This window comes from Skermanella sp. TT6 (assembly GCF_016653635.2).
GTDB classification, from domain to species: domain Bacteria; phylum Pseudomonadota; class Alphaproteobacteria; order Azospirillales; family Azospirillaceae; genus Skermanella; species Skermanella cutis.
In genome coordinates, this window is the sequence record NZ_CP067420.1 from 1,347,293 (window position 1) to 1,373,517 (window position 26,225).

Annotated in this window: 31 protein-coding genes; 10 read left to right on the forward strand and 21 right to left on the reverse strand. The window is 67.9% G+C overall.

The window, feature by feature from the left end; all coding sequences use genetic code 11:
• Positions 1–7: 7 nt before the first annotated feature.
• Positions 8–856 carry a quinoprotein dehydrogenase-associated SoxYZ-like carrier gene (locus IGS68_RS06245; RefSeq protein WP_201078177.1) on the forward strand — a complete coding sequence of 283 codons (849 nt, stop codon included), beginning with the start codon at positions 8–10 and terminating at the stop codon, positions 854–856.
• Positions 857–871: 15 nt separating this feature from the next.
• On the opposite strand, the gene IGS68_RS06250 is transcribed toward IGS68_RS06245, so the two are convergent.
• A complete protein-coding gene (locus IGS68_RS06250; protein WP_201078179.1) occupies positions 872–1,234 on the reverse strand; it encodes a hypothetical protein in 363 nt (120 codons plus the stop codon).
• Between the two features lie 152 nt (positions 1,235–1,386).
• Between IGS68_RS06250 and IGS68_RS06255 the strand changes: the two genes are divergently transcribed.
• Positions 1,387–1,737, forward strand: coding sequence for a hypothetical protein (locus tag IGS68_RS06255; protein WP_201078181.1), 351 nt, complete (start codon positions 1,387–1,389; stop codon positions 1,735–1,737).
• Positions 1,738–1,763: 26 nt separating this feature from the next.
• On the opposite strand, the gene IGS68_RS06260 is transcribed toward IGS68_RS06255, so the two are convergent.
• Positions 1,764–2,267 carry a DUF3280 domain-containing protein gene (locus tag IGS68_RS06260; protein WP_201078183.1) on the reverse strand — a complete coding sequence of 168 codons (504 nt, stop codon included), beginning with the start codon at positions 2,265–2,267 and terminating at the stop codon, positions 1,764–1,766.
• A gap of 56 nt (positions 2,268–2,323) precedes the next feature.
• Between IGS68_RS06260 and IGS68_RS06265 the strand changes: the two genes are divergently transcribed.
• Positions 2,324–2,968: a hypothetical protein gene (locus IGS68_RS06265; RefSeq protein ID WP_201078185.1), complete on the forward strand. Its 645-nt coding sequence runs from the start codon at positions 2,324–2,326 to the stop codon at positions 2,966–2,968.
• 7 nt (positions 2,969–2,975) lie between these two features.
• On the opposite strand, the gene IGS68_RS06270 is transcribed toward IGS68_RS06265, so the two are convergent.
• The 4 genes from IGS68_RS06270 to IGS68_RS06280 form a co-directional block, all read right to left on the reverse strand.
• Complete coding sequence (locus IGS68_RS06270) at positions 2,976–3,458, reverse strand: rhodanese-like domain-containing protein (RefSeq protein ID WP_247881200.1); 483 nt, start codon at positions 3,456–3,458, stop codon at positions 2,976–2,978.
• Between the two features lie 89 nt (positions 3,459–3,547).
• Complete coding sequence (locus tag IGS68_RS35395; protein ID WP_247881201.1) at positions 3,548–4,363, reverse strand: quinoprotein dehydrogenase-associated putative ABC transporter substrate-binding protein; 816 nt, start codon at positions 4,361–4,363, stop codon at positions 3,548–3,550.
• A gap of 53 nt (positions 4,364–4,416) precedes the next feature.
• A complete protein-coding gene (locus IGS68_RS06275; RefSeq protein WP_201078190.1) occupies positions 4,417–4,857 on the reverse strand; it encodes a c-type cytochrome in 441 nt (146 codons plus the stop codon).
• A gap of 102 nt (positions 4,858–4,959) precedes the next feature.
• Positions 4,960–6,771, reverse strand: coding sequence for a methanol/ethanol family PQQ-dependent dehydrogenase (locus IGS68_RS06280; protein ID WP_247881202.1), 1,812 nt, complete (start codon positions 6,769–6,771; stop codon positions 4,960–4,962).
• A 515-nt stretch (positions 6,772–7,286) separates the two neighbouring features.
• On the opposite strand from IGS68_RS06280, the gene IGS68_RS06285 reads away from it, so the two are divergent.
• The 4 genes from IGS68_RS06285 to IGS68_RS06300 all read left to right on the forward strand — a co-directional run bounded on the left by IGS68_RS06285 (position 7,287) and on the right by IGS68_RS06300 (position 9,255).
• Positions 7,287–7,481, forward strand: coding sequence for a hypothetical protein (locus tag IGS68_RS06285; protein ID WP_201078192.1), 195 nt, complete (start codon positions 7,287–7,289; stop codon positions 7,479–7,481).
• An 80-nt stretch (positions 7,482–7,561) separates the two neighbouring features.
• On the forward strand, positions 7,562–7,891 hold the full coding sequence (locus IGS68_RS06290; protein ID WP_201078194.1) for a hypothetical protein: 330 nt from the start codon (positions 7,562–7,564) through the stop codon (positions 7,889–7,891).
• A gap of 103 nt (positions 7,892–7,994) precedes the next feature.
• Positions 7,995–8,471: a hypothetical protein gene (locus IGS68_RS06295; RefSeq protein WP_201078196.1), complete on the forward strand. Its 477-nt coding sequence runs from the start codon at positions 7,995–7,997 to the stop codon at positions 8,469–8,471.
• Positions 8,472–8,517: 46 nt separating this feature from the next.
• Positions 8,518–9,255, forward strand: coding sequence for an endonuclease III domain-containing protein (locus IGS68_RS06300; RefSeq protein WP_201078198.1), 738 nt, complete (start codon positions 8,518–8,520; stop codon positions 9,253–9,255).
• A gap of 18 nt (positions 9,256–9,273) precedes the next feature.
• Here IGS68_RS06300 and IGS68_RS06305 read toward each other — a convergent pair whose 3' ends face one another.
• On the reverse strand, positions 9,274–10,608 hold the full coding sequence (locus tag IGS68_RS06305) for a hypothetical protein (RefSeq protein ID WP_201078200.1): 1,335 nt from the start codon (positions 10,606–10,608) through the stop codon (positions 9,274–9,276).
• Positions 10,605–11,735, reverse strand: coding sequence for a hypothetical protein (locus IGS68_RS06310; RefSeq protein ID WP_201078203.1), 1,131 nt, complete (start codon positions 11,733–11,735; stop codon positions 10,605–10,607). Before IGS68_RS06310 ends, IGS68_RS06305 begins: the two co-directional genes overlap by 4 nt.
• 210 nt (positions 11,736–11,945) lie before the next feature.
• On the opposite strand from IGS68_RS06310, the gene IGS68_RS06315 reads away from it, so the two are divergent.
• Positions 11,946–13,385, forward strand: a complete 1,440-nt coding sequence (locus IGS68_RS06315) for a protein adenylyltransferase SelO (RefSeq protein WP_201078205.1) — start codon at positions 11,946–11,948, stop codon at positions 13,383–13,385.
• On the opposite strand, the gene IGS68_RS06320 is transcribed toward IGS68_RS06315, so the two are convergent.
• The gene (locus IGS68_RS06320) at positions 13,366–13,713 is read right to left on the reverse strand and encodes a hypothetical protein (protein ID WP_201078207.1); all 348 of its coding nucleotides are present in this window, start codon (positions 13,711–13,713) and stop codon (positions 13,366–13,368) included. The genes IGS68_RS06315 and IGS68_RS06320 overlap by 20 nt on opposite strands.
• A gap of 206 nt (positions 13,714–13,919) precedes the next feature.
• Here IGS68_RS06320 and ppk2 point away from each other — a divergent pair, with 206 nt between their 5' ends.
• Entirely contained in the window at positions 13,920–14,834 is a 915-nt protein-coding gene (ppk2, locus tag IGS68_RS06325; protein WP_201078209.1) for a polyphosphate kinase 2, read from the forward strand.
• 24 nt (positions 14,835–14,858) lie between these two features.
• On the opposite strand, the gene IGS68_RS06330 is transcribed toward ppk2, so the two are convergent.
• The 9 genes from IGS68_RS06330 to IGS68_RS06370 form a co-directional block, all read right to left on the reverse strand.
• Complete coding sequence (locus IGS68_RS06330; RefSeq protein WP_201078211.1) at positions 14,859–16,544, reverse strand: ABC transporter permease; 1,686 nt, start codon at positions 16,542–16,544, stop codon at positions 14,859–14,861.
• 126 nt (positions 16,545–16,670) lie between these two features.
• Positions 16,671–17,321, reverse strand: coding sequence for a uracil phosphoribosyltransferase (upp, locus tag IGS68_RS06335; RefSeq protein ID WP_158046673.1), 651 nt, complete (start codon positions 17,319–17,321; stop codon positions 16,671–16,673).
• 251 nt (positions 17,322–17,572) lie between these two features.
• The gene (gene rpmB / locus IGS68_RS06340) at positions 17,573–17,872 is read right to left on the reverse strand and encodes a 50S ribosomal protein L28 (protein ID WP_201078213.1); all 300 of its coding nucleotides are present in this window, start codon (positions 17,870–17,872) and stop codon (positions 17,573–17,575) included.
• 116 nt (positions 17,873–17,988) lie between these two features.
• On the reverse strand, positions 17,989–18,873 hold the full coding sequence (murI, locus tag IGS68_RS06345; RefSeq protein ID WP_201078215.1) for a glutamate racemase: 885 nt from the start codon (positions 18,871–18,873) through the stop codon (positions 17,989–17,991).
• Positions 18,874–18,973: 100 nt separating this feature from the next.
• Positions 18,974–19,645, reverse strand: a complete 672-nt coding sequence (gene tenA, locus IGS68_RS06350; protein WP_201078217.1) for a thiaminase II — start codon at positions 19,643–19,645, stop codon at positions 18,974–18,976.
• Positions 19,646–19,651: 6 nt separating this feature from the next.
• Positions 19,652–19,981: a ferredoxin family 2Fe-2S iron-sulfur cluster binding protein gene (locus IGS68_RS06355; protein ID WP_158046668.1), complete on the reverse strand. Its 330-nt coding sequence runs from the start codon at positions 19,979–19,981 to the stop codon at positions 19,652–19,654.
• 150 nt (positions 19,982–20,131) lie between these two features.
• On the reverse strand, positions 20,132–20,794 hold the full coding sequence (locus IGS68_RS06360; RefSeq protein ID WP_247881203.1) for a molecular chaperone DnaJ: 663 nt from the start codon (positions 20,792–20,794) through the stop codon (positions 20,132–20,134).
• Positions 20,795–20,964: 170 nt separating this feature from the next.
• Positions 20,965–22,107 carry a cysteine desulfurase family protein gene (locus IGS68_RS06365; protein ID WP_201078219.1) on the reverse strand — a complete coding sequence of 381 codons (1,143 nt, stop codon included), beginning with the start codon at positions 22,105–22,107 and terminating at the stop codon, positions 20,965–20,967.
• A gap of 27 nt (positions 22,108–22,134) precedes the next feature.
• On the reverse strand, positions 22,135–22,611 hold the full coding sequence (locus IGS68_RS06370; RefSeq protein WP_158046665.1) for an Rrf2 family transcriptional regulator: 477 nt from the start codon (positions 22,609–22,611) through the stop codon (positions 22,135–22,137).
• Between the two features lie 368 nt (positions 22,612–22,979).
• On the opposite strand from IGS68_RS06370, the gene IGS68_RS06375 reads away from it, so the two are divergent.
• Entirely contained in the window at positions 22,980–23,642 is a 663-nt protein-coding gene (locus IGS68_RS06375) for an alpha/beta hydrolase (protein WP_201078221.1), read from the forward strand.
• Positions 23,643–23,649: 7 nt separating this feature from the next.
• Here the strand turns inward: IGS68_RS06375 and IGS68_RS06380 are convergent, their stop codons facing one another.
• The 3 genes from IGS68_RS06380 to IGS68_RS06390 all read right to left on the reverse strand — a co-directional run bounded on the left by IGS68_RS06380 (position 23,650) and on the right by IGS68_RS06390 (position 26,217).
• Positions 23,650–23,877 (reverse strand): helix-turn-helix transcriptional regulator, encoded by a 228-nt coding sequence (locus IGS68_RS06380; protein WP_201078223.1) that lies wholly within the window; start codon positions 23,875–23,877, stop codon positions 23,650–23,652.
• Positions 23,870–25,054, reverse strand: a complete 1,185-nt coding sequence (locus IGS68_RS06385; RefSeq protein ID WP_201078225.1) for a type II toxin-antitoxin system HipA family toxin — start codon at positions 25,052–25,054, stop codon at positions 23,870–23,872. Before IGS68_RS06385 ends, IGS68_RS06380 begins: the two co-directional genes overlap by 8 nt.
• 92 nt (positions 25,055–25,146) lie before the next feature.
• Complete coding sequence (locus tag IGS68_RS06390) at positions 25,147–26,217, reverse strand: anhydro-N-acetylmuramic acid kinase (protein ID WP_201078227.1); 1,071 nt, start codon at positions 26,215–26,217, stop codon at positions 25,147–25,149.
• Positions 26,218–26,225: the final 8 nt, after the last annotated feature.

A 26,225-nucleotide genomic window follows, 5' to 3' on the forward strand; every position in this document is an offset into this window, starting at 1 on the left:
TCGCATCATGTCCGCACGAGCTTCGCGTCCGGCAATCCTGCTCGGATCTTTCCTGGCCGCCCTGCTGCTGACCGTCGGCTCGGTGCCGGCCCAAACCCGCCCCAGCGACGCCAAGCCCGAGGACTACGCCCGCTGGGACAGCGTCAGGGAAGTCTATTTTCCCGACCGGGAGATCGAGGACGGCAGCGCGTTCCTGTCGCTGGAGGCGCCGTACCGGGCGCACGACGCGGCGCTCGTCCCGATCACCATGAAGGCCTCGATCCCGGAGGATGCCGGGTGGTCGATCCGGACGCTGACCCTGCTGATCGACGGCAACCCCGTGCCGCTCGCCGGCAAGTTCCACCTCCATGACGACCGCAAGGCGCTGGAGATCAGCACGCGGGTCCGGGTCAACGAATATACCCTGATCCATGCCGTGGCCGAGACCAGCGACGGCCGCCTGCTCAGCGCGGAACGCTACGTCAAGGCGGCGGGGGGCTGCTCGGCTCCGGCCATGAAGGACCCGCAGCAGGCCCTGGCCCGGCTGGGCAAAATGAAGCTTAACCTGCCGCAGTCGGTCCCGGCGGACGCGCCGGTGACGGCGCAGCTCCTGGTCAGCCATCCGAACCACAGCGGCATGCAGTTCGACCAGATCTCGCGCACATACGTGCCGCCTTACTTCGTCAGGTCGATCAAGGTCAGCTATGACGGCAAGCCCCTGATGGAGGTCGAGACCGACATCTCGCTGAGCGAGGATCCCAGCCTGCACTTCACGTTCCAGCCCAGGGGACCGGGCGAACTGGACGTCCGGGTGACCGACAGCAAGGACCAGGTCTATACCGGGGACTGGCAGGTCACGCCTGAGCCGGCGAGCTGAGCCGCCGCCGCGGGTTCACTGGGGAAAGCACTCCAGGTCGGCTTCCACCTGGGCCAGGCGGAAGCGATCCTGGAGGTCCTTCATCCATCCGACGCCGCGGAACAGCATCGCCCGCTCGCCCGGCTGGTCCTGCATCCTGCGGATGGTCTCCAGCTGGACGAAGCTGTTGTAGGGGATCGTCCGGGCGATATGGTCGATGCTGCAGGAGCAGCGTTCCATGACTTCCTGGGTCTGCCCGTTGGTCGCCATGCAGCCGATCACGTAATCGACCCGCGCGGCGGTCGGGTAATCGTGGGGGTCGGCGGTGGAACCGGCCGTCTGGGCGCTGGCGCCGCCGATGGAGAGTGCCGTCGCCAGCACGATGATCACAGCCTTCATCTGAAGGTCCTCCCGTTCGTTTGTCTCGGTTATACCAGTATCGGCGCCGCCGGCGCAGTCGTCCGTTCGTGATGAAACGATCCGCCCGGTGTTGATGGTTCTTGACGGTGGTGAGAGCCACCGGGAATCAACAAGAAGACTGGAGGATGTTCATGCAAGTGAAGAAGGTTTCCACGGTCGCCGCCATTCTGGCGCTGACCCTGGGGAGCGCATCTGCGGCGTTCGCTCAGCAAACCAATCCCGACGGAACCCTGATGCAGGAACGGCAGGGCGCCATGGGCAACCAGCAGCAGCCCCCGAAGCCTGCCGACCAGTCCGGCAACCTGTCCGGCAGCGGCGCCGAAAGCGAGGCCGAGGCGGCGACCGGGGGCGGTACCGAAGGCAGCCTCCAGTTCGGTCCGAAGGACGCCGATTCCAACTCGCTCGCGGCCCAGCGCCAGGGTGCCATCGGATCCCAGGAGCGTCCGCCGGAAGCGACTCCCCAGGGCGGAGCCAAGCAGTAGTCCGAAGAGCCGGCTGCGCCCCGCCCTCAACGGGGCGCACGCTCCTCCCCGGCCGCCCCTTGGGGGGCGATCCGGTGTTCCACCAGCCATTGCATGCCGCGCAGCCACGCGCGATCGTTGTCGCCCCGGATGTCGGCGGTGCCGCGGGCGATCACCTTGCCATCGGCGAGGTCGCGAACGACGATGTCCATGCTGAGGATCAGCGTGCTGATCTTGTTGACCTTGCCTATCACCGCCACCTGGCCGCCCATGTCCCGCGCGATGTCCAGCAGGCACTGTTCGCAGGACAGGTGATCGCCGATCCGGCCGGCGGCGGGAGCGAGGTCCAGCGGGGCATAGAGGCCGGTCTCGGCCAGTTCGCGGCGCAGCGCCTCGGTCGTCGCCCGGATCCGCTGCTCCTGGGCGGGCGACCGTCCCTCGCCGCTGGTGTCGACCAGCTCGATCTCGAAGACCGCGGCGGGCAGGGGCGCCGCGACGGCCGGCAAGGCCGCCGTCAGGAGTGCGATCAGCAGCGGAATCAGCCGTGACATCGGTGTATGCTTCCTTTGAAAACGATCAAGAATGAAGAGCGACCAGAGGGAGAGACATGGGTTTCCGGAATTCCGTACAGACGAGCCTCAAAGCCGCGCTGCTCGGGGCGGGCCTCGCCGCGATGTCCGCCGCCGCGGCGCACGCCCAGCCGCGGGTCGATACCCCTCCCGACTGGCCGTGCGTCCAGGTCTTCGTGCCGACCCTCTCCGCCGCCACGATCTGGGCCGGCCCGCCGGTCGATGATTACCTGAAGGCATGGCCGGAAAACCGCGAGATCGCCTCGCTCGCGACGCGGGCCGTCTCCCGCGCGGTTCCCGACGACGAAGCCAACGCGGCGGTCGACCGGTTCGCCGAGGGCATCCAGGGCGACCGGAACGAGACGCTGACGCTGCTGTTCGCGGGCGTCTTCGACGAAGCGAACCGCACGCGGAGCAGGGCGGTCGACGCGATCCGCAAGTTCGACCGGGCGCAGAAGGGCATGCTCGCCAACATGACGAAGACGGTCGGCGAACTCGACAAGGCCCGTGCGGCGGAGCCTCGCGACGAGGCGCGCATCCGCGAGCTCGGCGAGCAACTGGCATGGCAGCGCCGGATCATCGAGGAACGGCACCGCTCGCTGGGCGCCCTGTGCGAGCAGCCCGTGATCGTCGAGCGGCGGGTGGGCCAGCTGGCCCGGACCATCGCGAACCACATGGAGTGACGCCACCCTAAGGGAAGCCGCCGGACTCTGCCCGGGCAGGTCCGGGCTCGGGCTGGACCGGTTCCAGCGGCAATCCCGCCGAGGCCCAGCCACCGGCCCCCTCGGGGTAGTAGTGCACGGCTGCGTAGCCGTACCCGACGGCGCGGAGCGCCGCGTTCCAGGACATCCAGCAGTCCGGCTCGCAGAAGAAGACGATCGGCCGGCCGCGGTCGTCCCCGGTCAGGCGCTCCAGGCTGTCCCGGAAATATCGGTCCATGTCGTCCGACAGGGCGCCGTACCCGACATTGGGCAGCCAGACCGCGCCGGGGACGGTGCGCCTGGCCTTGGGCATCCAGACGGCGTCGGCGGGGAGGGTGGCCGGGCGGGGCGGGGCGGGGTAGACGTCGATCAGCACGGCCTCGCCGGATTTCGCCATCTCCTGGACCCGCCCGGTGCCGACCGTGGCGGCGCCGGGAACGGACTCGGGCGTCGGCGCCCGGTAGTCGGACATCCTGAAATCCGCCGGTTTGGGGGGCGCCGCGGCGGACGGCGCAGAAAGCGTCGCCGCCGCGACCAGCGCGGCGGCGACGGTCCGACCGATCACCGGGTGACGGCGGCGGACTGGAGCTGACCGTTCGAGGTCAGCAGCGGAACATTGTACTGGGCCAGCACGGCGTCGATGTCGCTCTGACGGCGCTGGATGAAGTCGTTCAGCCAGTGCTTCCATTCCGGCTCTTCCACGCGGATGCCCATGGTGATCGGAAACTCGACGCGGGTTCCCTGATCGCCGACCAGCGGCACCACCGTCAGCTTGGTCGGCTGCTGGGCCGCGAAGTAGCCGGCGATCGGTCCCCACAGCACCGTCGCGTCGATCTTGCCGGACGAGACGTCCTCGACCGCGCGGCGCGCCGGGTTATCGACCCGGGTATCGACGTCGAGCTGGTAGGGCTCCAGGTTGTTGATCCGGTTCATGGTGGCGAGCGTGGCGCCCGGCGTCTGGGCGACGACGCCCATGCGCATGTCGCGCAGGGCCGGATCGTTCATGGCCGTGATCTTCGACCCGGTACTCTCGCGGTACACCAGGGAATAGACCGAGCGGTAATAGGGGTTGGTGTTCTGCATCAGCCCCTCGCCCGACGCCGCTCCCATGACGATGTCGCATTTGCGGGCGCGGAGCGTGTTGCGGACGAAGCCGATGGTCTGGGGCCACCACGTATAGACGACGGGAACGCCCAGTTCCTCGCCGATCATGGCGGCGATCTTGTTCTCGAACCCTTCCAGCTTGTCGTTGGAGAAGGGCAGGAGGTTCGGGTCGGCGCAGACCCGAAGCGCGTCGCGCTTCGGCAATTCGACCGCCGAGGCCGTGCCGGCCGCCAGCAGGGCGGCGGCGACCAGCATCGAGATTCGTGCCAGCATGTCAGATCTCCGTGACGGCAGCGTCACTTCCCGGTGCGATGTTTGCTGATCCGTTACTTCTTGATACGTTCGGGGCGGCCGCGGTCGATCTTCCCGTCGGCCCGGGCCTTCAGGTACCCGTAGATGTCTGCGACGTAGAGCATGACGTTCTGATCGGTCCCGAAGGACGGCATGACCCGCTGCCCCGAGGCGCCGGCCTCCTGCTTGCCGTTCGCGATGATCTCGGCGAACTGGTCGTAGTCCAGCCTCTTGACCGACTCCACCAGGGCCGGCGCGAAGGAGCCGCCCAGGCCGTCGGGGCCGTGGCAGACGTGGCAGGAGGAGTGATAGCGCCGAAACCCGTTGTAGGTTCCCTGATCGACCTTGCCGTCCTCGACGATGTAGGGCTTCTCGTAGGGATCCGTTTCGGCGTCCTGGGCGTGTGGAGTTCCGGCTGAGAGGAAAAAGAAGGCGGCGCCGGCAGTCGCGACCCGCGTCAGGAAAGACAGATTCATGGCGTTCGATTTCCAGTGAAACGAGCCGGTGTTTCCGCCCCTCGCGGAGCGGAAACACCGGGAGTATTTATCGGTACTTGGTTCTCAGCGCCCGGGGACCGATCAGTCCGGCAGCGTGAAGACGGTCAGCACGCCGCCCAGGTTGGTGTACTGGCCGAGCGAGGCGTGCGCGCCGACGGCGCCCAGACCCGCATGCGGGTCGTTCAGGCCCGCCGCCAAGCCGATGCCGGCCCAACCGCCGATGCCCGACAGCACCGCGATGTGCTGCTTGCCGTCGGCCACGAAGGTGTTGACGTTGCCGATGATGCCGGACGGGGTCTTGAAGCGGTACAGCTCCTTGCCGTCCTTCATGTCCACCGCCACCAGGAAGCCTTCGAGCGTGCCGTAGAAGGCGACGCCGCCCTTGGTGGTCAGAGCGCCGCTCCACACCGCGAACGCCTCGGGCTTCGACCAGACGATCTTGCCCTCGGCCGCGTCATAGGCGATGAAGTTGCCCATGCCGCCGTGGGAGTTCGGGGCCGGATACATCGACAGCGTGGCACCCACGTAGGGCTGGCCGGCGCTGTAGGCGACCTCGAACGGCTCGTAGTCCATGCAGATGTGGTTGGTCGGCACGTAGAACAGGCCGGTATCCGGCGAGAACGACGCCGGCTGCTGGTCCTTGGTTCCCAGCGCCGCCGGGCAGATGCCTTCGGAGTTGGTGTCCGGGCCGTTGGCGAAGGTGCTGTACTTCTCGTTCACGGCCGGGCGGCCGGTCTTCATGTCGACGTGGGTCGCCCAGTTGACGGTCGGGTCGTACTTCTCGGCGACGAGCAGTTCGCCGGTCGCGCGGTCGAGCGTGTAGACGAAGCCGTTGCGGTCGAAGTTGACCAGGGCCTTGACCTGCTTGCCCTTGACGGTGATGTCCGCGAGGATGTTCTCGTTGACGCCGTCATAGTCCCACTCGTCGAACGGGGTCTTCTGGTATACCCACTTGACCTCGCCGGTGTCCGCGTCGCGGGCGAAGATCGACATCGACCACTTGTTGTCGCTGCCTTCCCGCTTGCCGTCCTTGGCGCGCTGGGCCGGGTTCCAGGTGCCCGGGTTGCCGGTGCCGTAATATATGAGGTTCAACTCGGGATCGTAGGTGTACCAGCCCCAGGTCGTGCCGCCGCCGATCTTCCACTCGTCGCCGTTCCAGGTCGACACGCCCAGGTCGCGGTCGCCGATCGGCTTGCCGAGCATGGTGGTCTTCTGCGGGTCGATCTTGACGTCGGCATCGGGACCGGTCGAGTAGGCCCGCCAGATCTGCTTGCCGTCCTTGATGTCGTAGGCGGTCAGGTGGCCGCGGACGCCGAACTCGCCGCCGGAGATGCCGACGAAGATCTTGTCCTTGACGACCACGGGGTTGGCGGTCAGGGTCTCGCCCTTGGCATGGTCGCCGTTCTTGACCTTCCAGACTTCCTCGCCGGTCTTGGCATCGAGCGCCACCAGCGTGTTGTCGGCCTGGGCCAGGAAGATCTTGCCGTCGGCATAGGTCACGCCGCGGTTGACCGTGTCGCAGCACATCACCGGGATCACGTTCGGATCCTGGCGCGGCTCGTACTTCCACAGGATCCTGCCCTTCTCGGGGATCGAGAGGGCGTAGACGATGTTGGGGAAGGGGGTGTGGACGTACATGACGTCGCCGATGACCAGCGGGCCGCCTTCGTGGCCGCGCAGGACGCCGGTGGAGAAGCTCCAATCGACCCGCAGGTCCTTGACGTTCTGGGTGTTGATCTGGTCGAGCGGGCTGTAGCGCTTGCCGGAGTAGTCGCCGAGCTGCATCGCCCAGTTGTTCGGGTCCTTCTGCAGCTTCATCACTTCGTCGTTGGCGTATGCCGTTCCCGCGGTGATAAAGGCAACCGTGGTCAGCAGGATTTTCATCCGCCGCATATCTGTCTCCTCCCGAGTTCGTTATTCTCTGACGCAACCGACTTTGTGATCGATCGGCGTTCCCTTGCCGACCGTCTTTCCGCCTCCGTGGCAATGGGCAGATTTTTAGAAGATCACCGTAACGCCTCTCCCGGGGGCGGACAATAAGACTTTAGAAGGCACCAGTCGGAATGACCCTAAAGCGTTGAAACTGCGTGCACCTATCGCTCTGGCGTAAGATCTTTTGATGGGTTGCCGACACATTAGTTCGTACTAAAAGGCGAATGAAACTAAGTTTTAGCAAACTTACTGCAACGTTTCCGTGGCAGTGCGGCATTCTTCTTCGGCGACGCAACATGAAAACTGTCGCGACAAAAAAATTCCCGGGGCGAATCGGCCAAGGGAACCGATCGAATCGGGTGGCACTGGCAATCCGCGAAACCGTTGACAGGTTCATCAGGCCGCCCCGCCGACGATCCTCAAGCAGGGATCAAGGTCCGGCTATCGCGTAAAGAGCCAAGTGGAGAGAGATTCAGATGATTGAGTTGGTTCTGCTCGTCTGCCTCGCGTCCGACCCGACCAAGTGCCACAAGGAATGGCCTCCCTTCGAGTCAAGCCAGATGAGCATGCACGCCTGCATGTTCGAGGGTCAGCGGCTCGCCGTGCAATGGGCGGAAGCCCATCCCAAGTACCGCGTCCGCAAATGGAGCTGCGGCCTGACCGGGTCCTGAGCAAGTCGCCTCTCGAAGACTCCGGAAATTTTCGCTAATGTCACCGGCGCGGACCGATCGCCGCCACGCCGGAGGACGCGATGACCTTGATCGACATCGGCAGGGATTTCTCCCTGGTCACGGGCGGCCGCCATCGCAGCGGCGGCCCCCACAGTGCCGAGGCGTTCCGCGACGACCTGCTGGTCCCGGCCCTGAGGCGCGGGGACACGGTGGTGGTAAGGATAGGTGGGCCGTCCTATTCCATGGCGTGGCTCCAGGAGGTTTTCGCCACCCTCGACACCGCAGGTTTCTCGCGCGAGGACCTCGCCCGCCGTATCGTGATCGAAGCCGATGGGGAGTATCGCCGAACGAAGCTGGCGATCGAATCCTACATCCTCGGGCTGCCGCCGTCCTCCGAATCGCTGGAATAAAGTCCTCCGACCGTCGAGCCGCCCCTTGGCTCCGGACCAACTCGCGGTTATAGTGAACAAACACAGAACATGCGTTTGCAAACTATGGCTCGGGGGCGGATCCATGTGGGAGGACAAGGCGTTCCTGGGCAGCCTCCTCGGCGGCGCGCTGGGCGGCGCGATGCTGACGGCGCTGACCAATACCGCGTTGAACCGCATGGGCTTGCGCAGCGGCGACCTGTCGGCGCGGATCGACGATCTCTGCCGCGACATCGAGCGCTTCGCCGATGCCGGCGTTCGCGCCTGGAGCCTGCCGGCCGCCGAAATGGGCGTCGAGGGGATCCGCCTGCGCGCCGAGATCCTCGGCCTGCAGCGCCGGATCGAGCTGTGGCTCGACCTGCTCGACCGCGAAAGCTGGGTGTTCCGGTTCGACGCGGATGCCGACCTGATCGGCCTGTTCGAAGCGGTCAGCGGCGGCGACTTCGCCGAGTCCGGGCGCGGTTCCGACCCTTTCCGCTGCCAGGACATCCAGCGCCGGGCCGCCGGGCTGGTGGTGACGGTCCGGCGCTCCCGCAGGACCCTGCTGCATGGGCTTTTCTGAGGCTCCTTTCGTCCTAAGTCACCTTGCCTGCGACAGGAGGTTGCCGATGACCGGAAATCTGGACGATCCGAACGCCAAGGTGCTGGAGATCCACCACAGGCTCTGCGTCGCCTACGACTGTCCGGTGGCCTATTTCCACAGCCTGGACCCGCTCAGCGAGCTGGTTTCGTCCCTGTTGTCCCACCGGACCCGCAATGCCGATTCGGGCCGGGCCTTCAAGGCGTTGCGGGCGGCCTATCCGGACTGGGCGGCGGTGCGCGATGCGCCGACGGACGAGATCCAGCAGGTGATCTCCGGGGTGACCTGGCCGGAACAGAAGGCTCCGCGCATCCAGCAGATCCTGCGCGGCATCGCCGAGCGGCGACGGGGCGAGCTGTCGCTCGACTTCCTGGCGGACCTGCCGGTCGCCGAGGCGAGGGCCTGGCTGGAGGAGCTGTCCGGCGTCGGCCCCAAGACCAGCGCCGCCGTGCTGAGCTTCAGCACGCTGCGGCGGCCGGCCCTGCCGGTGGACAGCCATCATCACCGGGTCGCCGTCCGCACCGGCATGATACCGGCCACCCTGGCCGTCGGTCCCGCCCATGCCGTCCTGTCGGCCCAACTGCCGGAGGAATGGACCGCGCAGCAGATCTACGACAACCACGAAGTCATGATGCTGCACGGCCAGCGATGCTGCTACTTCCGCAATCCGGCCTGCGGCCGCTGCGTCCTGCTCGATCTCTGCCCGACCGGGCAGCGGAGGCAGGCGCCGCGCGCGGACGCGGAGGCGCAGCGGCCGACCGCGTGACGGGGCATCGAGACCGGCTCACCTCGTGGCGGCGAGCAGCTTGGCCTTCAGTTCCTTGACGCGGTCGTAGCCTTCGACGATGTCGCACAGCCGCAGCCGGTCCACGATGATCTGGTTGATTTCGGCGCGGGACAGGCCGCATTTCACCGCCGAGCGGATCTGCTCGATCGCCTCCGCTTCCATCGATCTGGTGATGGAATCGAATTTCGCCTTGGTCTGGTGCTCGATCTTGAGCGATCGCGACAGGTCCTTGAACTGGCGGAGCGCCGAGGCGCGATCCTCGGCCTCCGCCACTTCGGCATCGCTGGAGGTGCCGGGATTTGCCGCGACCGCCGCGCGGGCGGCTGCAGATTTCCCGGCGGTGCGGTCCAGGTTGTCCATGACGAAGTCGCCGATCGCCCGGCGGGTCCGGTCGAGCGTGCGGTTGTCGATGTTGACCGTTCCCCACTGGCGCTTGCGGCCCAGGCTGTCCAGGCTGCTGACCAGCCGGCTGGCGACCTTCGCCGCCACCTGGATGTCGGTCTCCGGGATGTCGATCAGCCGTTCCGCATCGTCGCCCAGCCGGTCGATCACCGACTGGGTCAGGTCGCCGACCAGCATGTCGCGCTGCCGCTGGGTCGCCTGGAGCTTCACCCGCTCCAGGAGCTCCAGGATCTTCGCCGGCTCTCCCGACAGGGACAGCAGGATGCGGGTCAGCAGCGAGACGTCCTCGGGGGTCGGCAGGGCGACGAAGGCTTCCTCGATCAGCTGCACATGGTGGGCCTGGAGGTCGTCGAACGGCTTTGGGGGCAGATCGGCCTTCATGCGCTCGATCTGCGCGCCGAGCTGCAGGAAGCCGCCCATCTCGGCGATCTGGACCAGCACGTCGTCGTCGCGCCCGATCCGTTCGATCCGCAGGCGCGTGTCCAGCTGGGCACGCTTGACGAAATCCGCCAGGATCCCCGCCGCCACCGGCCACAGGCGCTCCCCCAGGGCCAGCATGAAGGTCCTGTCCAGCGTCGTCTTGCCCGCCAGCTCGGCCCTGATCGCGGCGGCCTTCTGGGCGCCCAGGCCGCTTTCGACCAGGTCGACCACCGGCCGGATGATGGCGCGGTTGAACCGCCGGGTGCCGCGCCGATAGCGGAGCGGCGTGTCCAGCAGGTCCTCCACCGGGGAGAACAGGATCCGGGCCATGGACAGCGGGCGCGGGGGCTTCAGCCAGAAAAGCCGGTGGCGGACCTTGGCGATCGCGTCGTCCAGCTGCGTCCTTTCCGGCAGCGTGTCCACCATCCTGACGATCTGGACCAGCTTCTCGTCCGAGGCCTGGGCGATCGCGAGGCCCAGTTGCTGCAGTTCCGCCCAGTTCAGCGTCATCGCATGGCTCCCTTCAGCAACTCGTTCCGGACCACCTGGTCACGGAGGTTCCTGCCGGTGCGCCAATCCTGGTTCAGCCGCACCCACTTGCGCTGGATCGTCCGGGCTTCCTGCTCGAGCCCGCTCTCGGTCCATTCCGAAACCTCCTTGGGCATCACCGGGATGAGCCTGGCGAGGTCCAGGATCGCGTCGCGCTGCCGCTCGTGCGGCTCGTTCACGACCGAGGTCCACAATGATACGATGTAGGACCATCCGTCCAGCAGCCAGGCGAGCCGCGACATCTGGCCGCTGACCACTCGGGAGTCGCGGTCCCAGTTGCGCATGATGCTCAGGACGTTGCGGAGTATCGCGTCGGTTTCCACCAGGGTGAGCCGGGCCATGGTGGTGGTATGGATCGCCACCTGGACGGCGAACCGGCCGACCTCGGCGGCGCCGGAGACGTCCCGGCTCTGCCATTGGGACACCGTCTCCTGGAACGAGTCCAGGTCGAGCAGCAGGCGCCGGAGCCGGCCGGGCGCCGGAGCCCAGGGCAGCCCCACCGAGAAGGTCGACCGGGTCAGGCTCTCGATCCGTTGGTAGAGGATCTCCGGCGAGATGTTGAGCGCGCCGGAGACCTGGAAGATCGCCCGCTTCATGCGGGCTTCGGTATCCTCCCCAGGGCGGCCGGTCATGAGTTCCTGGGCCGAGATGCCGGCCAGCTTCAGCAGGTCGACGACCAGCAGGAAGTTGGTCAGCAGCGCCTCCTCCTTCTCCTGGGCGAGAAGGGCCTGGGCGCGGCGCATGGCGTCGCGGCCGGCCAAGCCTTCCGCCGCGACGCCGAGCGTCGCGGTGCGCACGGTCGCCGGATCGATCCGCTCGACGCGCAGCACGGACTCGTAGAGGGCATGGTCATGCATGGTGATCGTGGCGAACTGCACCAGGGAGCGCCAGGCCAGGATATAGGAGCCGCGGCCGCCGGCGAGGTTCGGCAGGATCAGCTCCACGGAGTCGCCGGTCGACTGCCGGATTCGGGCCTGGACGAGTAGCGGCGTGGTGAAGTCGACCGCCACCCCCCGCTGCGCGAAGGTGGACGGAGCGAACTCCGCCGGCTTTTCCATGATCTGTCCGATCAGATCGGCCGAACTCATTCAGAAGGTCTCCAGTGGGCGATGCTCGACGGCAATTCGAATATCATATTGCGGTTAATACAATATATCCTGCCAATGGATCGTAATTTACTTCTTGCCCCCGGAACCGGCTTTTCGTGATGGTTGCCCGCGGCGCATGTTGGCCTGGGTACCGGTGCGGGCACGTACCGCTGCGGCACCTTCGCGAAACCATTCTGATCGGGGGCACCCATGGCCGAACCGGACGCAGCCGGATTTCTTCCCGCCCGGCACCACGCGGATCTGGGCGACGCCTTCTTCGACGTGGTCGAGCCGGCGGACTTCCCGAAGCATGTCCTGCGCTGGCGGAACGACCGCTGGGCGCGCCGGGTCGGGCTGGGGAACCTGACCGAGAGCGAGTGGATCGCGCATTTCGGCCGATTCGAACCGCTGCCCGGCAGCCTGGCGCGGCCGCTGGCGCTCCGCTACCACGGGCACCAGTTCCGTAGCTACAATCCGCAGCTCGGGGACGGGCGCGGTTTCCTGTTCGCCCAGCTTCGCGACCCCGTGGACGGGCGTCTTCTCGATCTCGGCACCAAGGGCAGCGGCGAGACGCCGTGGTCGCGCGGGGCGGACGGCCGCCTGACGCTGAAGGGCGGCGTCCGGGAGGTGCTGGCGACCGAGCTGCTGGAAGCCCGGGGCGTCAACACATCCAAGAGCTTCAGCCTGATCGAGACCGGCGAGAACCTGTTCCGGGGCGACGAGCCGTCGCCGACCCGGTCCTCGGTCCTGGTCCGGCTCAGCCATTCCCACATCCGGATCGGCACCTTCCAGCGGCTGGCCTATCTGGGCGACCAGGACGGCCTGCGGCGGCTGGTCGACCACAGCATCCGGCACTATATGCCGGACGCCTGGAGCGAGGACGAGGGCGCGCGGACCCTGGCCTTCTTCGAGCGCGCCTGCGCCAACGTCGCCCGCATGGGCGCGGAATGGACCGCGGCCGGCTTCGTCCACGGTGTCATCAACACCGACAACGTGACCGTGACGGGCGAGAGCTTCGACTATGGCCCGTACCGTTTCCTGCCGGTCTACGACCCCAAGTTCGTCGCGGCCTATTTCGATCCGGTCGGCCTCTACGCCTTCGGGCGCCAGCCCGGCGCGTTGCGCTGGAACCTGTGCCGGCTGGCCGAATGCCTGATTCCCTTCGCGTCGCCGGCCAGGTTGGAGCTTGCGGTCAACGGTTTCGACGGCCTGTTCGCCGGCGCGCTGGCCCGGGCGACCCTGGACCGGCTGGCGCTGGAACACGGCGAGCCCGCCGCCGACCTCGATTTCGTCAGCGCGCTGTACGGATTCATGGCGTCGAGCGGGGTGCCGTTCGAGCGCTTCTTCTTCGACTGGCGCGGCGGCCCGGAGAGCGAGCGGCGCGCGGGCGAAAGCCCCGCTGCCGGGCTGTACGCCGGGGTCGACTTCGCCCCGGTCCGCGCCGGCCTGCTGGGGCGGCGGCCGACGGGGGCTGCGAACCTGTCGCATCCTTACTTCGGGGGCAACCCCTGCACGCTGCTGATCGAGGAGATCGAAGCCCTGTGGGCACCGATCGCCGAGGCGGACGACTGGTCGCCCTGGCGGGCCAAGCTGGAGGAAATCGCGACCGCGGCGGAGGCGTTCGGCACCCTCATTCCCGGGCGCAGTTGACCTGGCCCACCGCCGTGTAGCGGCAGACCATGCCGGTGCTGAAGCGGAACCGCTCCGTCCCCTCGCGCCGGACCGCGACCCCGTTGGAGAACTGGACCCAGCCGAGCGAGTCCATATGGGCCTGGATCCCGTTGGAGAACAGAAGCTCGCCCTTGGGCGACTTCGCCACCTTGACGCCGTCGGACATCAGGATGTCGTTGGCCCCGTCGCGGAAGGCGGCGATCCCGTGCGAGCACCGGACGCCGCCGATCGAGACGGCGCATGCGAAGGGCTGCTGGTGAGGACCCAGGACGACCATCGCGAAGACCGCGACTTCCAGCACGTTCATGATCACAACGGAAATCCCAGGCACCCCGAAACCGATGGGCGGGGTATAGCGCGGGAACGGTAAAGATACCCTGTAGCGTCTTGACGCTTCGTGGCGTGCGGCGCCGCCGGTCCCGCGGCAGCGGTAATGTGTCCCATCCTCCCCTCGGCCGATTCGGTTGTAATACTGCTGACATGATGGGAACCAGCCACCGGATGGATGCGGCCATGGGCGACGGGAAGACGGGCGGAAAGAAAAAGAAGAAGGCGGTCCTGGAAATGGCGGGAGAGGTGCTGCGCGACGCCCGCGAGGTCGCGGCGGTCGAGGCGCACTGGCACGTGCTGGGATCGGGCCAGGTGCCGGACAAGCCGGTGAAGAAGTACAAATACATCGACGAGCTGGCGAAGCTGCAGTTCGAGCTCATCAAGCTCCAGGAATGGGTGCGGGTCGAGGGGCTGAAGGTCTGCATCATCTTCGAGGGGCGGGACGCCGCCGGCAAGGGCGGGGTGATCAAGCGCATCGCCGAAAGCCTGAACCCGCGCGTCTGCCGGATCGTGGCGCTGGGCACCCCGACCGAGAAGGAGCGGGGGCAATGGTACTTCCAGCGCTACGTCGCCCAGCTGCCCGCCAAGGGCGAGATCGTCCTGTTCGACCGCAGCTGGTACAACCGCGCCGGCGTCGAGAAGGTGATGGGCTTCTGCACCGACGACGAATACGAGGAGTTCCTGCGTTCCTGCCCGCTGTTCGAGGAGATGCTGGTCCAGTCCGGCATCATCCTGATCAAGTACTGGTTCTCGGTCAGCGACGAGGAGCAGGAGCGCCGCTTCATCGAGCGCACCACCAACCCGATCAAGCGCTGGAAGCTGAGCCCGATGGACCTGGAGTCGCGCAAGCACTGGGTCGAGTATTCCCAGGCCAAGGACGTCATGCTGAAGCACACCGACCTGAAGCGCACGCCCTGGTACATCGTGGATGCCGACAACAAGAAGCGCGCCCGCCTGAACTGCATCGCCCACCTGCTCCGCCAGATCCCCTACAAGGACCTGCTGCCCGAAGCCCTGGAACTGCCACCACGGCAGGAGGACACGGGGTACAAACGTCCGGCGAAGTCGGACCAGCGCTGGGTGCCGGGGATCTATTGAGGGGGCGGCGCGTTCCGATCCGCCTCAATCCTCCGCGTGGCCGGGCCGGGAGCGGGTGATGGCGACGCTCAGCAGGATCACCGGCAGGATGCCGACGGCGACGATCGCCAGCGCCGGGGCGGAGGCTTCGGCCAGGCGCTCGTCGGCGGCGAGCTGGTAGGTTCGCACCGCCAGCGTGTCGAAGTTGAAGGGGCGGACGATCAGGGTCGCCGGCAGCTCCTTCATCACGTCGACGAACACCAGCAGGCCCGCCGTCAGCAGGCTGCCCAGCATCAGGGGCGCATGGACCTTGACCAGCGTGCCCGACGGGGTCTGGCCCAGCACGCGGGACGCTTGGTCCATGTTGGGCCGGATCTTGCCCAGGCTCGCCTCGATCGTGTTGAACGATACGGCCAGGAAGCGGACCAGATAGGCGAAGATCAGCGCCGCGATCGTTCCGCTCAGCAGCAGGCCGGTGGAGATGCCGAAATGCTCGACCAGGAAGGCGTCGAGCGCATTGTCCAGCCGGGCGAACGGGATCAGCACGCCGATGGCGATCACAGATCCCGGCACCGCGTAGCCCATCGAGGCGATCCGCACCGCGCCCTTCAGGACGGGGGAGGGGCGGAGCCGCAGCCCGTAGGCGAGGACGACGGCCAGGGCGACCGCCAGGACCGAGGTCAGCGCCGCCAGCAGGATGCTGTTGGTCGCCAGGGTCCAGAACATCGCTCCCAGGAGCGCGTCGCCGTCCTCCAGGGCAAGGTCCAGCAGCGCCGCCGCCGGCACTAGGAAGCCCAGCAGCAGCGGCAGCACGCAGGCGGCCAGCGCCGCGGCGCCGCGCAGGCCGCGCAGGCGGTAGCTGGGCAGGCGGCGGTACCGGCTTGTCGTGTGGTGGAACTTGGCGGATCCCCGAGACCAGCGCTCCATCAGCATCAGCACCAGAACGAACAGCATGAGCACGGAGGCGAGCTGCGCCGCCGCGACCGGCTGGCCCATGGCGAACCAGGTCCGGTAGATGCCGGTGGTGAAGGTGTCCACGGCGAAATACTGCACCGTGCCGAAGTCGGCCAGCACCTCCATCAGGACCAGCGCCAGCCCCGCGACGATCGCCGGCCGCGCCAGGGGCAGCGCCACGCCGAAGAAACTGCGGTAGGGGCCGCGCCCCAGGGTCCGGCTGACCTCCAGGACGCAGACCGACTGCTCCAGGAAGGCGGCGCGCGACAGCAGGTAGACGTAGGGGTACAGCACCAGGGTCAGCATCGCGACGGCGCCGCCCAGCGAGCGGATGTTGGGGAACCAGTAGTCGTGGCGGGTCCAGCCGGTCAGCTCGCGCAGCGTCGTCTGCACCGGCCCGACGAACTGCAGAAGGTCGGTATAGACATAGGCCATCACATAGGCCGGAACCGCCATGGGCAGCAGCAGAGCCCATTCCAGCACGCGGCTGCCGGGAAACCGGCACATGGTGACCAGCCAGGCCGTTCCGACGCCGATCACCAGCGTGCCCGCCCCGACGCCCAAGACCAGCTTCGCCGTGTTGCCCAGGTAATAGGGCAGCACCGTCGAGGCGAGGTGGGACCAGACGCCGTCGGTCGGAATGAAGATGCGGCTCACCACCACCACCACCGGAAGCGCCACCAGGCAGGCGATCAGAAGGGTGGCGGCCGTCCAGCCGCTCGGCAGCAGGCGGTGGCGGGCTCGGTCGGCGGCGATGCTCAGGGCGTTGAGGGTCAAGGGTTCGACTTCGCTGGAACGGGGTTCACCGGGAAACCGCTATCGTTCCATATGCTGCTAATAAGTCGCAATGACAAGATCGACGCACCCGCCCCGGTTCGGGGCAGGTCCCTGCCCGGAGCGGGATTATTTGGTGCCGAACATCCGGTCGCCGGCGTCGCCCAGGCCGGGAACGATATAGGCGTTCTCGTCCAGGTGGCTGTCGAGCGCAGCGGTGAAGACCGCCACGTCGGGGTGCGACTTCTGGAACACGCGCACGCCTTCCGGCGCCGCGACCAGGGCCATGAAGCGGATGTTGCGGTCCTCGACGCCGTGGCGGTTCAGCACGTCGCATGCATAGGCGGCGGAGTTGCCGGTCGCCAGCATGGGGTCGACCAGGACGAAGATGCGGCCCTCCGGCTCCGGCAGCTTGACCAGGTACTCCACCGGCTGCTTCGTCTCGTGATCGCGGTAGAGGCCGATATGGCCTTCGCGCGCGGACGGCACCAGCTCGTGCAGTCCCTGCGCCATGCCCAGCCCGGCGCGCAGGATCGGCACGATGGCGAGCTTCTTGCCGGCCAGCACCGGGGCGTCCATCGGCGCCAGCGGAGTCTCGATCCGCTCCGTCGTCATGGGGAGGTCGCGGGTGATCTCATAGCCCATCAGCAGCGCGATCTCCTTCAGGAGGGCGCGGAACCCCATGGTCGAGCGGTTCCGGTCGCGCATGTGGCTGAGTTTGTGCTGGATCAGCGGGTGGCTCAGGATAAACAGGTTCGGAAAGTCGGGATGGGTCTGCATGGGGCGGGCTTTTCCGAAGCTGTTGAGGCGAGGCGGTCGAATGACTGCGGCAGAATAGCGCGCGGAGGCGGAGCGAGAAAGGGTGGTTATGGGCTGGGCCACGGCCGGCGAGGCCCTGGACGTCGAGGGCCGGAAAAGACTGGGGCCGGAAAAGACTGGAGCCGGCACGCTTGCGCGGCCGGCTCCAATCCAACGAACTCGATGTTGCCGATCCCGATGCCGGCTCGATAGCCGGGGGACCGACCGTCAGGTCAGGCGGCGGCCTGCTGCTGCTCGACCTTGGCGGCGATGCGGCGCTTGATGCGGCGCGCTTCGAGGCTCAGGGACGCGTCCTTGGTGTCGAGCAGGAAGGCGTCGAGGCCGCCCTTGTGCTCGATCGTGCGGATCGCGTTGGTCGACAGGCGGAGGCGCACCATGCTGCCCAGAGCGTCGCTCAGCAGCGAGGTTTCCTGCAGGTTCGGATGAAAGCGGCGGCGATTCTTGTTGTTGGCGTGGCTGACGTTGTTGCCAAACATCACGCCCTTGCCGGTCACGGCGCAACGTCGTGCCATCGGACAGGTCCTTAACTCTGTGAACACAAAAACCAGGTCCGGACGGCACCTCCGCCCGGCGGAAGCGGGTTTATAGGCAGGCCGTCCGGAGAAGTCAAGCCGAGGGGACCCGGAAATCAAACTTCCAGCGGCCGGGACGGCCGGGCGGGTCCGGCCGCCGGGGAAGCCTGCTGCAGGTCGACCAGCTCCACCATGGCCGGCGTGATCGGGAAGGGCAGGAAGTTCGCGGCGACGCGGGCGAAGCGGTCGGGAGCGTCGGTCGCCAGCAGGCGGATCTCCGCCGGGAAATGCACGTTGCGGGAGGCGACCCCGGCGCGGTCCAGCATCAGGGCGACCCTGTCGGCGGTGGTGCGGGCGCTGTCCACCAGGACAACGCCAGGGCCGACCACCGTCTCCAGCACGGGGCTCAGGAGCGGGAAATGGGTGCAGCCCAGCACCAGGGTATCCGGCCTGGAGCCGGCGTCCTTGTCCGCGAACAGGGGCGCCAGATAGCGCCGCGCGGCGGCTTCGGCCACCGGCCCGTCGAGCCAGCCTTCCTCCGCGAGCGCCACGAACACCGAGCAGGCCCGGGTGGCGATCTCGGCGTCCCCCCGGATCCGGCGGATCGCCGCCTCGTAGGCGCCGGCCCGCGCCGTGCTCTCGGTCGCGATCACCGCGATCCGCCCGCTGGCCGACGCGGCGCAGGCCGCCTCGGCGCCCGGCTCGATCACGCCCGTCACCTCGATCTGGGGATAGGCGTCGCGGAGCGCGTCGAGCGCGTGGGCCGACGCGGTGTTGCAGGCGACCACCAGCAGCTTGATGCCGCGCCCGACCAGCAGCCCCGCCGCCTGGACCGCGTAGCGGGCGATCGTCTCGGGGCTCTTGGTGCCGTAGGGCAGGCGGGCGGTGTCGCCCAGGTAGAGCAGCTGCTCGGTCGGCAGCCGCTCGCGGAGTGCCCGCAGCACGGTCAGGCCGCCGACACCGCTGTCGAAGATGCCGATCGGCCGGTCATGGAAGGTCATGGAGACTCACCGGAGGGAGGGCCAGGGGAAAGGATCTCCCGACCCTGGGCCAATATGGTGAAGACGCAGTTAATCAAGATTGCCGCCACCCGCGGCACGCTCAGGGCAGCAGCTTCAGGCCCATTTCCCAGAACCCGGCTTCCAGCCGGCTCGCGGTCGTGAAGGTGCGGGCCAGGTCGGGGAACCGCGCCTCCCCGCCGCGCCTTCCGTACAGGCTGTCCAGCTGGTCGATCTCGGCCGCCGCGACGGCGCGGTATTCCTCGCCGGCATACATCTCGATCCAGGCGCGGTAGGGGTTCCCCTCCAGCCGCGTCGCCGGATCGGCCGTCAGTTCCGCGGCGATCTCCGCGTAGCCGACGATGCAGGGCGCCAGCGCCACGTGCAGGTCGAGCAGGTCGCCGGCCGTGCCGCGTTCCAGCACGTAGCGGGTATAGGCCAGGGTGCCGGTCGCCTCGGGAGAGGCCGCCATGGCCGCCTCGTCCAGGCCCCATCCGGCGCAGAACCCGACGTGCAGCCCCATTTCCAGGTCCAGGATCGCCGAGAGCGACGCGCCCGCCTGCCGCATGTCGGCCAGGGTGTCGCTCTTGTAGACCGCCAGCGCGTAGGCGCGGGCGAAATGGATCAGGAACAGGTAATCCTGGATCAGGTAGTGGCGGAACGAGGCTTCGGGCAGGCTGCCGTCGCCCAGCCGGCGGACGAACTCGTGGCGGGTGTAGCCCGTCCATTCCGGTCCCGCCGCCTCCTTCAGGCGGTCGAACAGGCGTGCGGCCATCGGGCGTCAGCCCATCATGTTGCGCGTGCCGGAGGGCAGCCGGACCGTCAGGCCGTCAAGCTCCTCGGACATGATGATCTGGCAGCCCAGGCGGGAGGTCTTGGTCAGGCCGAAGGCGAGGTCCAGCATGTCCTCCTCGTCCTCGGACGCGTCGGTCAGCAGGTCGTACCATTCGGGTTCGACGATCACGTGGCAGGTCGAGCAGGCCAGCGAGCCCTCGCACGCCCCTTCCAGGTCGATGTCGTTGCGATGGGCGATTTCCAGCACCGACAGGCCCAAGGGCGCATCCACGTCGCGCTTGTTGCCCTCGGTGTCGATGAATGTGATCTTCGGCATGATGCCACAACTCCGTCGTTCTTCACTTACCGGTCGAAAACCCGAGACGCGGGACTAAAGGTTCGACCTATCGCCCCGTCAAGCGAATCCTTCATCATTTCCACCGATTTCCTCCGCGTGTCCTCCCGGCGCGTCTCCCCGCGGACCGTCTCAGGGAGCGTCGCCGCGCAGGCCGGGACGCCGCCGCCGCGCCGCGCCGGTGAGCGCTTCGAGCCGCTCCAGCCGGTGGACGATGAGCGCCGCGGCGTCCAGGTCCCCGGCGCGGAACGCGGACGACAGGTCGTGGATGCACTGCTCCGTGCCGCGGGCGGCCTGGTTGGCCACCCGGTCCAGTTCCGCCGTGTCGCCGGCACCCGCCAGGGCGGCCTCCATCCCGTCGAGTTCCGGATCGGCGGGGGTCGGCTGGCCGGCGCCATGGACGATGTCGAGCAGGAACCGGGCGCGGCGGATCGGATCGCGCAGCGTGTCGTAGGCGTGCCTGAAGGCGTCGAACTGCGCCCGCGCGTTGGATTTCTCCCGCGGCCCCTTGCTCTCGAACCGTTCCGGCGCGAGGGTCCGGCGGAAGCCGGCGAACTGCCGCTCCAGCGTCGCGGGGTCCAGGTCGAAGCGGACCGGCAGCCCCAGCCGCGTGAAGGGATCGATCGAGCGCGGCGGCTGCACCGTGCCGCAGTTGTGGCAGAACAGCGCGCGCGGCGAGACCGAATGCGAGCAGAGCCAGCACGGGACCAGGTCTCCCGCCACGGTTCCGGGCCCGCCGCCGATTCCGCCTTTTCCCGAGCCGCCCCGTGCCCCGCCGCCTTTGCGTTCAATCATGCCGCATCGCTTCTGAATGTTATGGAGCCAGAATGTCATGGAGCCGGTGCCCGGGGTGACGGAACCCGTATCCCGCGGGCTGGCCTGCGTCCTTACAGGTCGTGCGTCTTTACAGATAAGGTGTTCCCCGGGCAACGCCATACGTCGCGGCCAGACCTTCGGACAAACCGTCAGGACCCGGCCGTGGCGCGTGCCCGGCGCCGGCACAGCGCGCTCCAGGCATCGACGAAACGGTCGATTTCCTCCGGTCCCGTCGCCCAGCCCAGGCTGACCCGGATGGCGGAGGACGCTGCGCCGGCATCCACGCCCATCGCGGTCAGCACGTGCGACGGCTTGACCTTGCCGCTGGAGCAGGCAGAGCCGGCGCTGACCGCCACGCCGGCCAGGTCCAGCGCCATGATCTGCGTTTCGCTCGGGATGCCCGGGATCGACACGCAGGTCGTGTTCGATACCCGCGGCGCGGCTCGGCCATGGATCAGCACGGGCACGCCGGCCGCTTCCGCCGCCTCGGCGATGCGCCGCTCCAGCCCGTCGCGCAGCCGGCCCAGCCGATCCGTCCCGTCCGCGGCGTCCCGAGCGAGCCTGGCGGCGGCGCCGAACCCGGCTATCCCGGCGACATTCTCCGTGCCGGCCCGGCGGCGCTGTTCCTGCCCGCCGCCGCGGAGCACGGGAATGATCGGGATGCCGTCCCGCACCACCAGGGCGCCCACGCCGTGGGGACCCCCCAGCTTGTGGGCCGACAGGGTCAACAGGTCGATCCCGAGCGGGTCGGCGTCGATGCCGATGCGGCCGGCCCCCTGCACCGCGTCGCAATGGAACAGCGCGCCGTGGGCATGGGCGAGGCGCGACGCCTCGGCGACCGGCTGGATCACGCCCGTCTCGTTGTTGACCAGCATGACCGAGACCAGGGCCGTCCCGCCGTCCCGCGCCAGCATCCGGTCGAGCGCCGCGAGGTCGACCGTGCCGTCCCGCGTGACCGGGATCCGCTCCGCATCGGGAACGGTCTCCAGCACGGAATCATGCTCGATCGCCGACACCAGCACGCGGCGGCCGTTGCCCCTCGCGGCTCCCGTGGCCAAGGCCGACGTGTTCGCCTCGGTCCCGCCCGACGTGAACACGACCCGCGCCGGGGCGACGCCGGCCAGCGCCGCCACCTCGGCCCGCGCGTCCTCCACCAGCCGCCGCGCGCGCCGGCCGAAGCCGTGGACGGAGGAGGGGTTGCCGGCGGTCTCCAGCGCCGCCATCACGGCGTCGCGCACGGCGGGCAGGATGGGCGCGGTCGCGTTGTAGTCGAGATAGGCCGTGCCGGGCATCTGGGTCGGATTCTCCAGCTTCGGGTCCTATTCGGCCGCCGCGGCCCGGGGTTCGCTGACCGCTTCCGGCAGCATGACGTGCGACGAGCCGAGGATGCGGCGCTCGCAGACGTCGGCGACGGTGACGCTGCTGAGGTAGAGGTGGATCTGGTTGCCCAGTTCCTCCCACAGGTCATGGGTCAGGCAGCGGCTGCGGTTGGTCCTGCAGCCGGCCGGCGACCCGGCGGCGCAGCGCGTGGCGCGGATCGGCTCGTCCACCGCCAGGATGATGTCGGAGATCCGCATCGCGTCGGCCGGATGGGCCAGGAGATAGCCGCCGCCGGGACCGCGGACGCTCTTGACGAGGCCGCCCTTGCGCAGCTTGGCGAACAGCTGCTCCAGGTACGAGAGGGAGATTTCCTGGCGTTCGGCGATGTCCGCAAGTGCGATCGGGCCGCCGCGGCTGCTGCTTGCAAGATCGACCATCGCCATCACGGCATACCGCCCCTTGGTGCTCAGTCTCACGTCGGCCTCCCTGTTCCTGTTCCCGGGCGGTGCATCGGCACTACCCCTGCGATGTCCCGGTGATCCCGCCATGGATTTGCTTGCGAAGATGCTTGATCACTCGGTTACTCGCTGTGATATAGTCGGCGGTCTTGTCGGACTGGTATGACCAACGTCTGGGCTATACCCGCTTGATGACGTTGGAGGTATCATCCGATATATGATGACCCAGTGCAGTGGTCAAGTATTGCAACGGCGGGATCTTCTCATGCTCTGGTGAATATCCTACCTTCCGCCTTGGTTTTTCCCTTGGTCGGGATTTTCATCGAGCCCCGCCGCCCATGCCGCCAGGTATGGGCCAACCTGTTTTCGCCGGGACCCAAACCGCAATGCCTGAAGTAATGATCAATGGACCGGCCGGACGGATCGAAGGCCGGTATATTCACGGCAAGCAGCCCAACGCTCCCGTCGCGCTGTTCCTGCACCCCCATCCCCATCATGGCGGAACCATGAACAACCGGGTGGTCTACACCCTGTTCCATGCGTTCGGCCGGCGCGGCTTCTCGACGCTGCGGTTCAATTTCCGGGGGGTCGGGCGCAGCCAGGGCAGCTACGACCGGGGCGAGGGGGAACTGAGCGACGCGGCCTCGGCGCTCGACTGGCTCCAGACCTTCAATCCCAACGCGTCGGCCTGCTGGATCGCCGGACACTCGTTCGGCGCCTGGATCGGCATGCAGCTCCTGATGCGCCGCCCGGAAATCGACGGCTTCATCTCGGTCGCCCCGCCGGCCAATTCGTTCGATTTCAGCTTCCTCGCGCCGTGCCCGTCCTCGGGCCTGATCGTCCACGGCAACAAGGACGAGCTGGTGCCGGAAAACTCGGTCCACAAGCTGGTCAACAAGCTGTCGCACCAGCGCGACATCCGGATCGAGTACAAGGTGGTGGACGGCGCCACCCACCTGTTCTCCAACCATGTGGAAGCGCTCGACAAGCACGTGGACGACTATCTGGACAACGCCCTGGGAAGCCGCATGGCGGCGGTCGCCGAATAGGCGGCCGTCAGCTTTCCAACTCCTCCCCATCCAGGCCGGCCTCCGCCAGCCCCAGCACGCCGAGCACGCGCCAGGCATTGACCAGGCGCAGGGTGCCTTCCCCCTTCTCCAGCGCCACGACGGTGGCGTGGTGGACGCCGGCCAGTTCGGCAAGCTCCTTCTGCGACAGCCGCTCCGCGAGCCGTCGTTCCCGGGCCATCCGGCCTATGCGGCGCAGCGAGGGAAGCTTATCCATAGAGCCTCCTCCAGGCTTCGCGCACCGTTCCGCGATAGGCCGCGGCCTGCTCCTCGGGCAGGCCGAGCGGCTGATCCAGATGGCCGAACAGCCGGTCGCCGTTGCGCGCCAGGGAGGCGAGCGCGGTCTCGGCGGCGCGCCGGCCGAGCCCGAGCCTCTCCGCGAGATCCAGCAGCAAGGCCCGGTCGTAGGTGTCCCACTGGCGTCGCTCTCCGTCGATCTCCAGGCCGAAGCGCGTGGTGTAGCCCTGTGCGGCGTAGATGTATCCGTTCAGCGCGTCATAGACCGGAGCCAGCCTCATCCCGGAAGGCGTTTCGAGTAGGCTCCAGTTCTTCATGTGGCAATCGACGTTGCCGAGCAGCACGTAAGCCGCCAGCCTGCGGAACGCGCGCCGGGCGTCCAGCAGCGGAGCCGCCGAGCGGCGCAAGGCGGCGGCCAGATCCTCGTAGCCCGCATCGTACTTTCCCTGATGATCCCGGCCGGGCCGGCGGTTCAGCACCTGCATGAAATCCTCGCAGCGTAGCTTTGCCTCTCCATGCCGGTCGAATCGCCGGACGATCAGGCCGACACCGTCCACCCCCTCGACGGTTCCCACCCGGGCATCGCAGACCTCTTCGCTTCCCAGCAGGACGCGGCATAGCTCCAGGGTCGTCGCTTCGTTGCGGATCATGCCGGGAAGCATGCGGTCGGGATACTTGGCGATGAAGGGGGCCGGCCCGTCCGCGCCGGCCGGAGCGATCAAGCCGTCCCGGCCGGTACAGAGGATCTTGGCCTGGACGCCGCTGATCGTCCGCTCCACCGCCGTCGCGGCGCGGTCCAGGGACGACGCCATCACCTTGGGAGCGTTGCTTGCGGGGTGTCCGGCAGGGTCTTCCATCCCGACCGCGCCGACGCAGTCGCGGCCGTAGGCCAGGAGGATGCCGAAATCGTCGGCACCGTCGATTTCCGCATAGGCGCTCTGGCGCTGCCTGAGCCATCCTTCCGGGCCGAGATGGGCGAAGAACGGGATGAGACCGTGGGGATCGTCGTGGCTCGGCCGATCGGCCGGAAGGGCGAAACCGATCATTTCGCGGAACCCGTCGGCATATTCGAAACGTGTTCCGCCCGCCGGTTCCTCGCTAAGGGTTCCGGCGCGCAGGCCCTTGTAGGTGACGATTCCGTACCGGAGGGTAGCCATGGTATGGTTTTCCGTACTAAACGACCCTCAGGGGGCGCCGTTGGTACAATAAACCATACCGGCACGTAAGTTGGTACGGAAAACCGTCCCGATCAGGGCTCGTTGAAGCGTCCGCCGGTGAGGGGGCGGGGAACGCCGGTGGTGCCCGGCACGCTGAGCGGCAGGCCGGCGCGGCTTCGGACCGCCAGATAGGCGAAGGCCTGCGCCTCCAGCGCGTCGCCCTGCCATCCGACGCTGTCCACCGGCTCGACCGGCACGCCCAGCATGTCCCGAAGCAGGTCCATCAGGAAGCCGTTCAGCCGGCCGCCGCCGGTCACCAGCCAGCGCAGCGGCGGCTGAGGCAGCAGCGCGGCCGAGCGGGCGACCGCGCCCGCGGTGAAGGCGGTCAGGGTGGCGGCGCCGTCGGCGGCGTTAAGCGCCTCGACCGGCGAAACGTCGAAGCCGTCGCGATCGAGCGATTTCGGCGGCTGCTTCTTGAAATAGGGGGCTGCCAGAAGGCGGGACAGGACGCTCTGGTCGATGGTGCCGGATGCCGCCAGGGCGCCGTCGGCGTCGAACGGCCGGCCGGTGCGGGACAGGACCCAGTCGTCGATCAGGGCGTTGCCGGGGCCGGTGTCGAAGGCCAGCACGTCCTTGCCCCCGCGCCGGCCCAGCCATGTCACGTTCGCCACGCCGCCGATGTTCAACACCGCCAGGGGGCGGTCCAGATCCGCCGACAGCGCCTGGTGGTACAGCGGGACCAGCGGGGCCCCCTGGCCGCCGGCGGCCACGTCGGCGCTGCGGAAGTCGTGGACCACGGGAATGCCGGTCAGCGAGGCCAGCAGCGCGCCGTCGCCGATCTGCCAGGTGCGGCGGCGCTCGGGGGCGTGCAGGATGGTGTGGCCGTGGAACCCGATCAGATCGATCGGACCGGTCCGTTCCGCCAGCCGGCGCACCACGCCGGCATGCAGCTCCGTCAGCTCGCGCTCGACTTCCCCGACGGGACCCCGGCCGCCGAGGCAGCCGCGCAGCCGCTCGCGGAAACCGTCATCGTAGGGAACGGTGATGAAATCGCCGGTTTCGACATAGGTGAGGCCGTCGGTGCGGATCACCGCGGCGTCGATGCCGTCGAGCGACGTGCCGCTCATCAGGCCCAGGGCGGTCCGAACGGGGTTAAGCGTCATGTTGGCTG

Bases quoted from the DNA above. Each gene is read 5' to 3' on its own strand.
- IGS68_RS06355 (WP_158046668.1), bottom strand. From the start codon at position 19,981: ATGCCGAAGATCACATTCATCGACACCGAGGGCAACAAGCGCGACGTG.
- IGS68_RS06315 (WP_201078205.1), top strand. From the start codon at position 11,946: ATGGCCGAACCGGACGCAGCCGGATTTCTTCCCGCCCGGCACCACGCG.
- IGS68_RS06285 (WP_201078192.1), top strand. From the start codon at position 7,287: ATGATTGAGTTGGTTCTGCTCGTCTGCCTCGCGTCCGACCCGACCAAG.
- IGS68_RS06380 (WP_201078223.1), bottom strand. From the start codon at position 23,877: ATGGATAAGCTTCCCTCGCTGCGCCGCATAGGCCGGATGGCCCGGGAA.
- IGS68_RS06270 (WP_247881200.1), bottom strand. From the start codon at position 3,458: ATGTCCGACTACCGGGCGCCGACGCCCGAGTCCGTTCCCGGCGCCGCC.
- upp (WP_158046673.1), bottom strand. From the start codon at position 17,321: ATGCAGACCCATCCCGACTTTCCGAACCTGTTTATCCTGAGCCACCCG.
- IGS68_RS06300 (WP_201078198.1), top strand. From the start codon at position 8,518: ATGACCGGAAATCTGGACGATCCGAACGCCAAGGTGCTGGAGATCCAC.
- IGS68_RS06245 (WP_201078177.1), top strand. From the start codon at position 8: ATGTCCGCACGAGCTTCGCGTCCGGCAATCCTGCTCGGATCTTTCCTG.
- IGS68_RS06365 (WP_201078219.1), bottom strand. From the start codon at position 22,107: ATGCCCGGCACGGCCTATCTCGACTACAACGCGACCGCGCCCATCCTG.
- rpmB (WP_201078213.1), bottom strand. From the start codon at position 17,872: ATGGCACGACGTTGCGCCGTGACCGGCAAGGGCGTGATGTTTGGCAAC.
- IGS68_RS06385 (WP_201078225.1), bottom strand. From the start codon at position 25,054: ATGGCTACCCTCCGGTACGGAATCGTCACCTACAAGGGCCTGCGCGCC.
- murI (WP_201078215.1), bottom strand. From the start codon at position 18,873: ATGACCTTCCATGACCGGCCGATCGGCATCTTCGACAGCGGTGTCGGC.
- IGS68_RS06310 (WP_201078203.1), bottom strand. From the start codon at position 11,735: ATGAGTTCGGCCGATCTGATCGGACAGATCATGGAAAAGCCGGCGGAG.
- IGS68_RS06290 (WP_201078194.1), top strand. From the start codon at position 7,562: ATGACCTTGATCGACATCGGCAGGGATTTCTCCCTGGTCACGGGCGGC.
- IGS68_RS06295 (WP_201078196.1), top strand. From the start codon at position 7,995: ATGTGGGAGGACAAGGCGTTCCTGGGCAGCCTCCTCGGCGGCGCGCTG.
- IGS68_RS06250 (WP_201078179.1), bottom strand. From the start codon at position 1,234: ATGAAGGCTGTGATCATCGTGCTGGCGACGGCACTCTCCATCGGCGGC.
- ppk2 (WP_201078209.1), top strand. From the start codon at position 13,920: ATGGGCGACGGGAAGACGGGCGGAAAGAAAAAGAAGAAGGCGGTCCTG.
- IGS68_RS06280 (WP_247881202.1), bottom strand. From the start codon at position 6,771: ATGCGGCGGATGAAAATCCTGCTGACCACGGTTGCCTTTATCACCGCG.
- IGS68_RS06305 (WP_201078200.1), bottom strand. From the start codon at position 10,608: ATGACGCTGAACTGGGCGGAACTGCAGCAACTGGGCCTCGCGATCGCC.
- IGS68_RS06255 (WP_201078181.1), top strand. From the start codon at position 1,387: ATGCAAGTGAAGAAGGTTTCCACGGTCGCCGCCATTCTGGCGCTGACC.
- IGS68_RS06265 (WP_201078185.1), top strand. From the start codon at position 2,324: ATGGGTTTCCGGAATTCCGTACAGACGAGCCTCAAAGCCGCGCTGCTC.
- IGS68_RS06260 (WP_201078183.1), bottom strand. From the start codon at position 2,267: ATGTCACGGCTGATTCCGCTGCTGATCGCACTCCTGACGGCGGCCTTG.
- IGS68_RS06360 (WP_247881203.1), bottom strand. From the start codon at position 20,794: ATGATTGAACGCAAAGGCGGCGGGGCACGGGGCGGCTCGGGAAAAGGC.
- IGS68_RS06320 (WP_201078207.1), bottom strand. From the start codon at position 13,713: ATGAACGTGCTGGAAGTCGCGGTCTTCGCGATGGTCGTCCTGGGTCCT.
- IGS68_RS06275 (WP_201078190.1), bottom strand. From the start codon at position 4,857: ATGAATCTGTCTTTCCTGACGCGGGTCGCGACTGCCGGCGCCGCCTTC.
- IGS68_RS35395 (WP_247881201.1), bottom strand. From the start codon at position 4,363: ATGCTGGCACGAATCTCGATGCTGGTCGCCGCCGCCCTGCTGGCGGCC.
- IGS68_RS06390 (WP_201078227.1), bottom strand. From the start codon at position 26,217: ATGACGCTTAACCCCGTTCGGACCGCCCTGGGCCTGATGAGCGGCACG.
- tenA (WP_201078217.1), bottom strand. From the start codon at position 19,645: ATGGCCGCACGCCTGTTCGACCGCCTGAAGGAGGCGGCGGGACCGGAA.
- IGS68_RS06375 (WP_201078221.1), top strand. From the start codon at position 22,980: ATGCCTGAAGTAATGATCAATGGACCGGCCGGACGGATCGAAGGCCGG.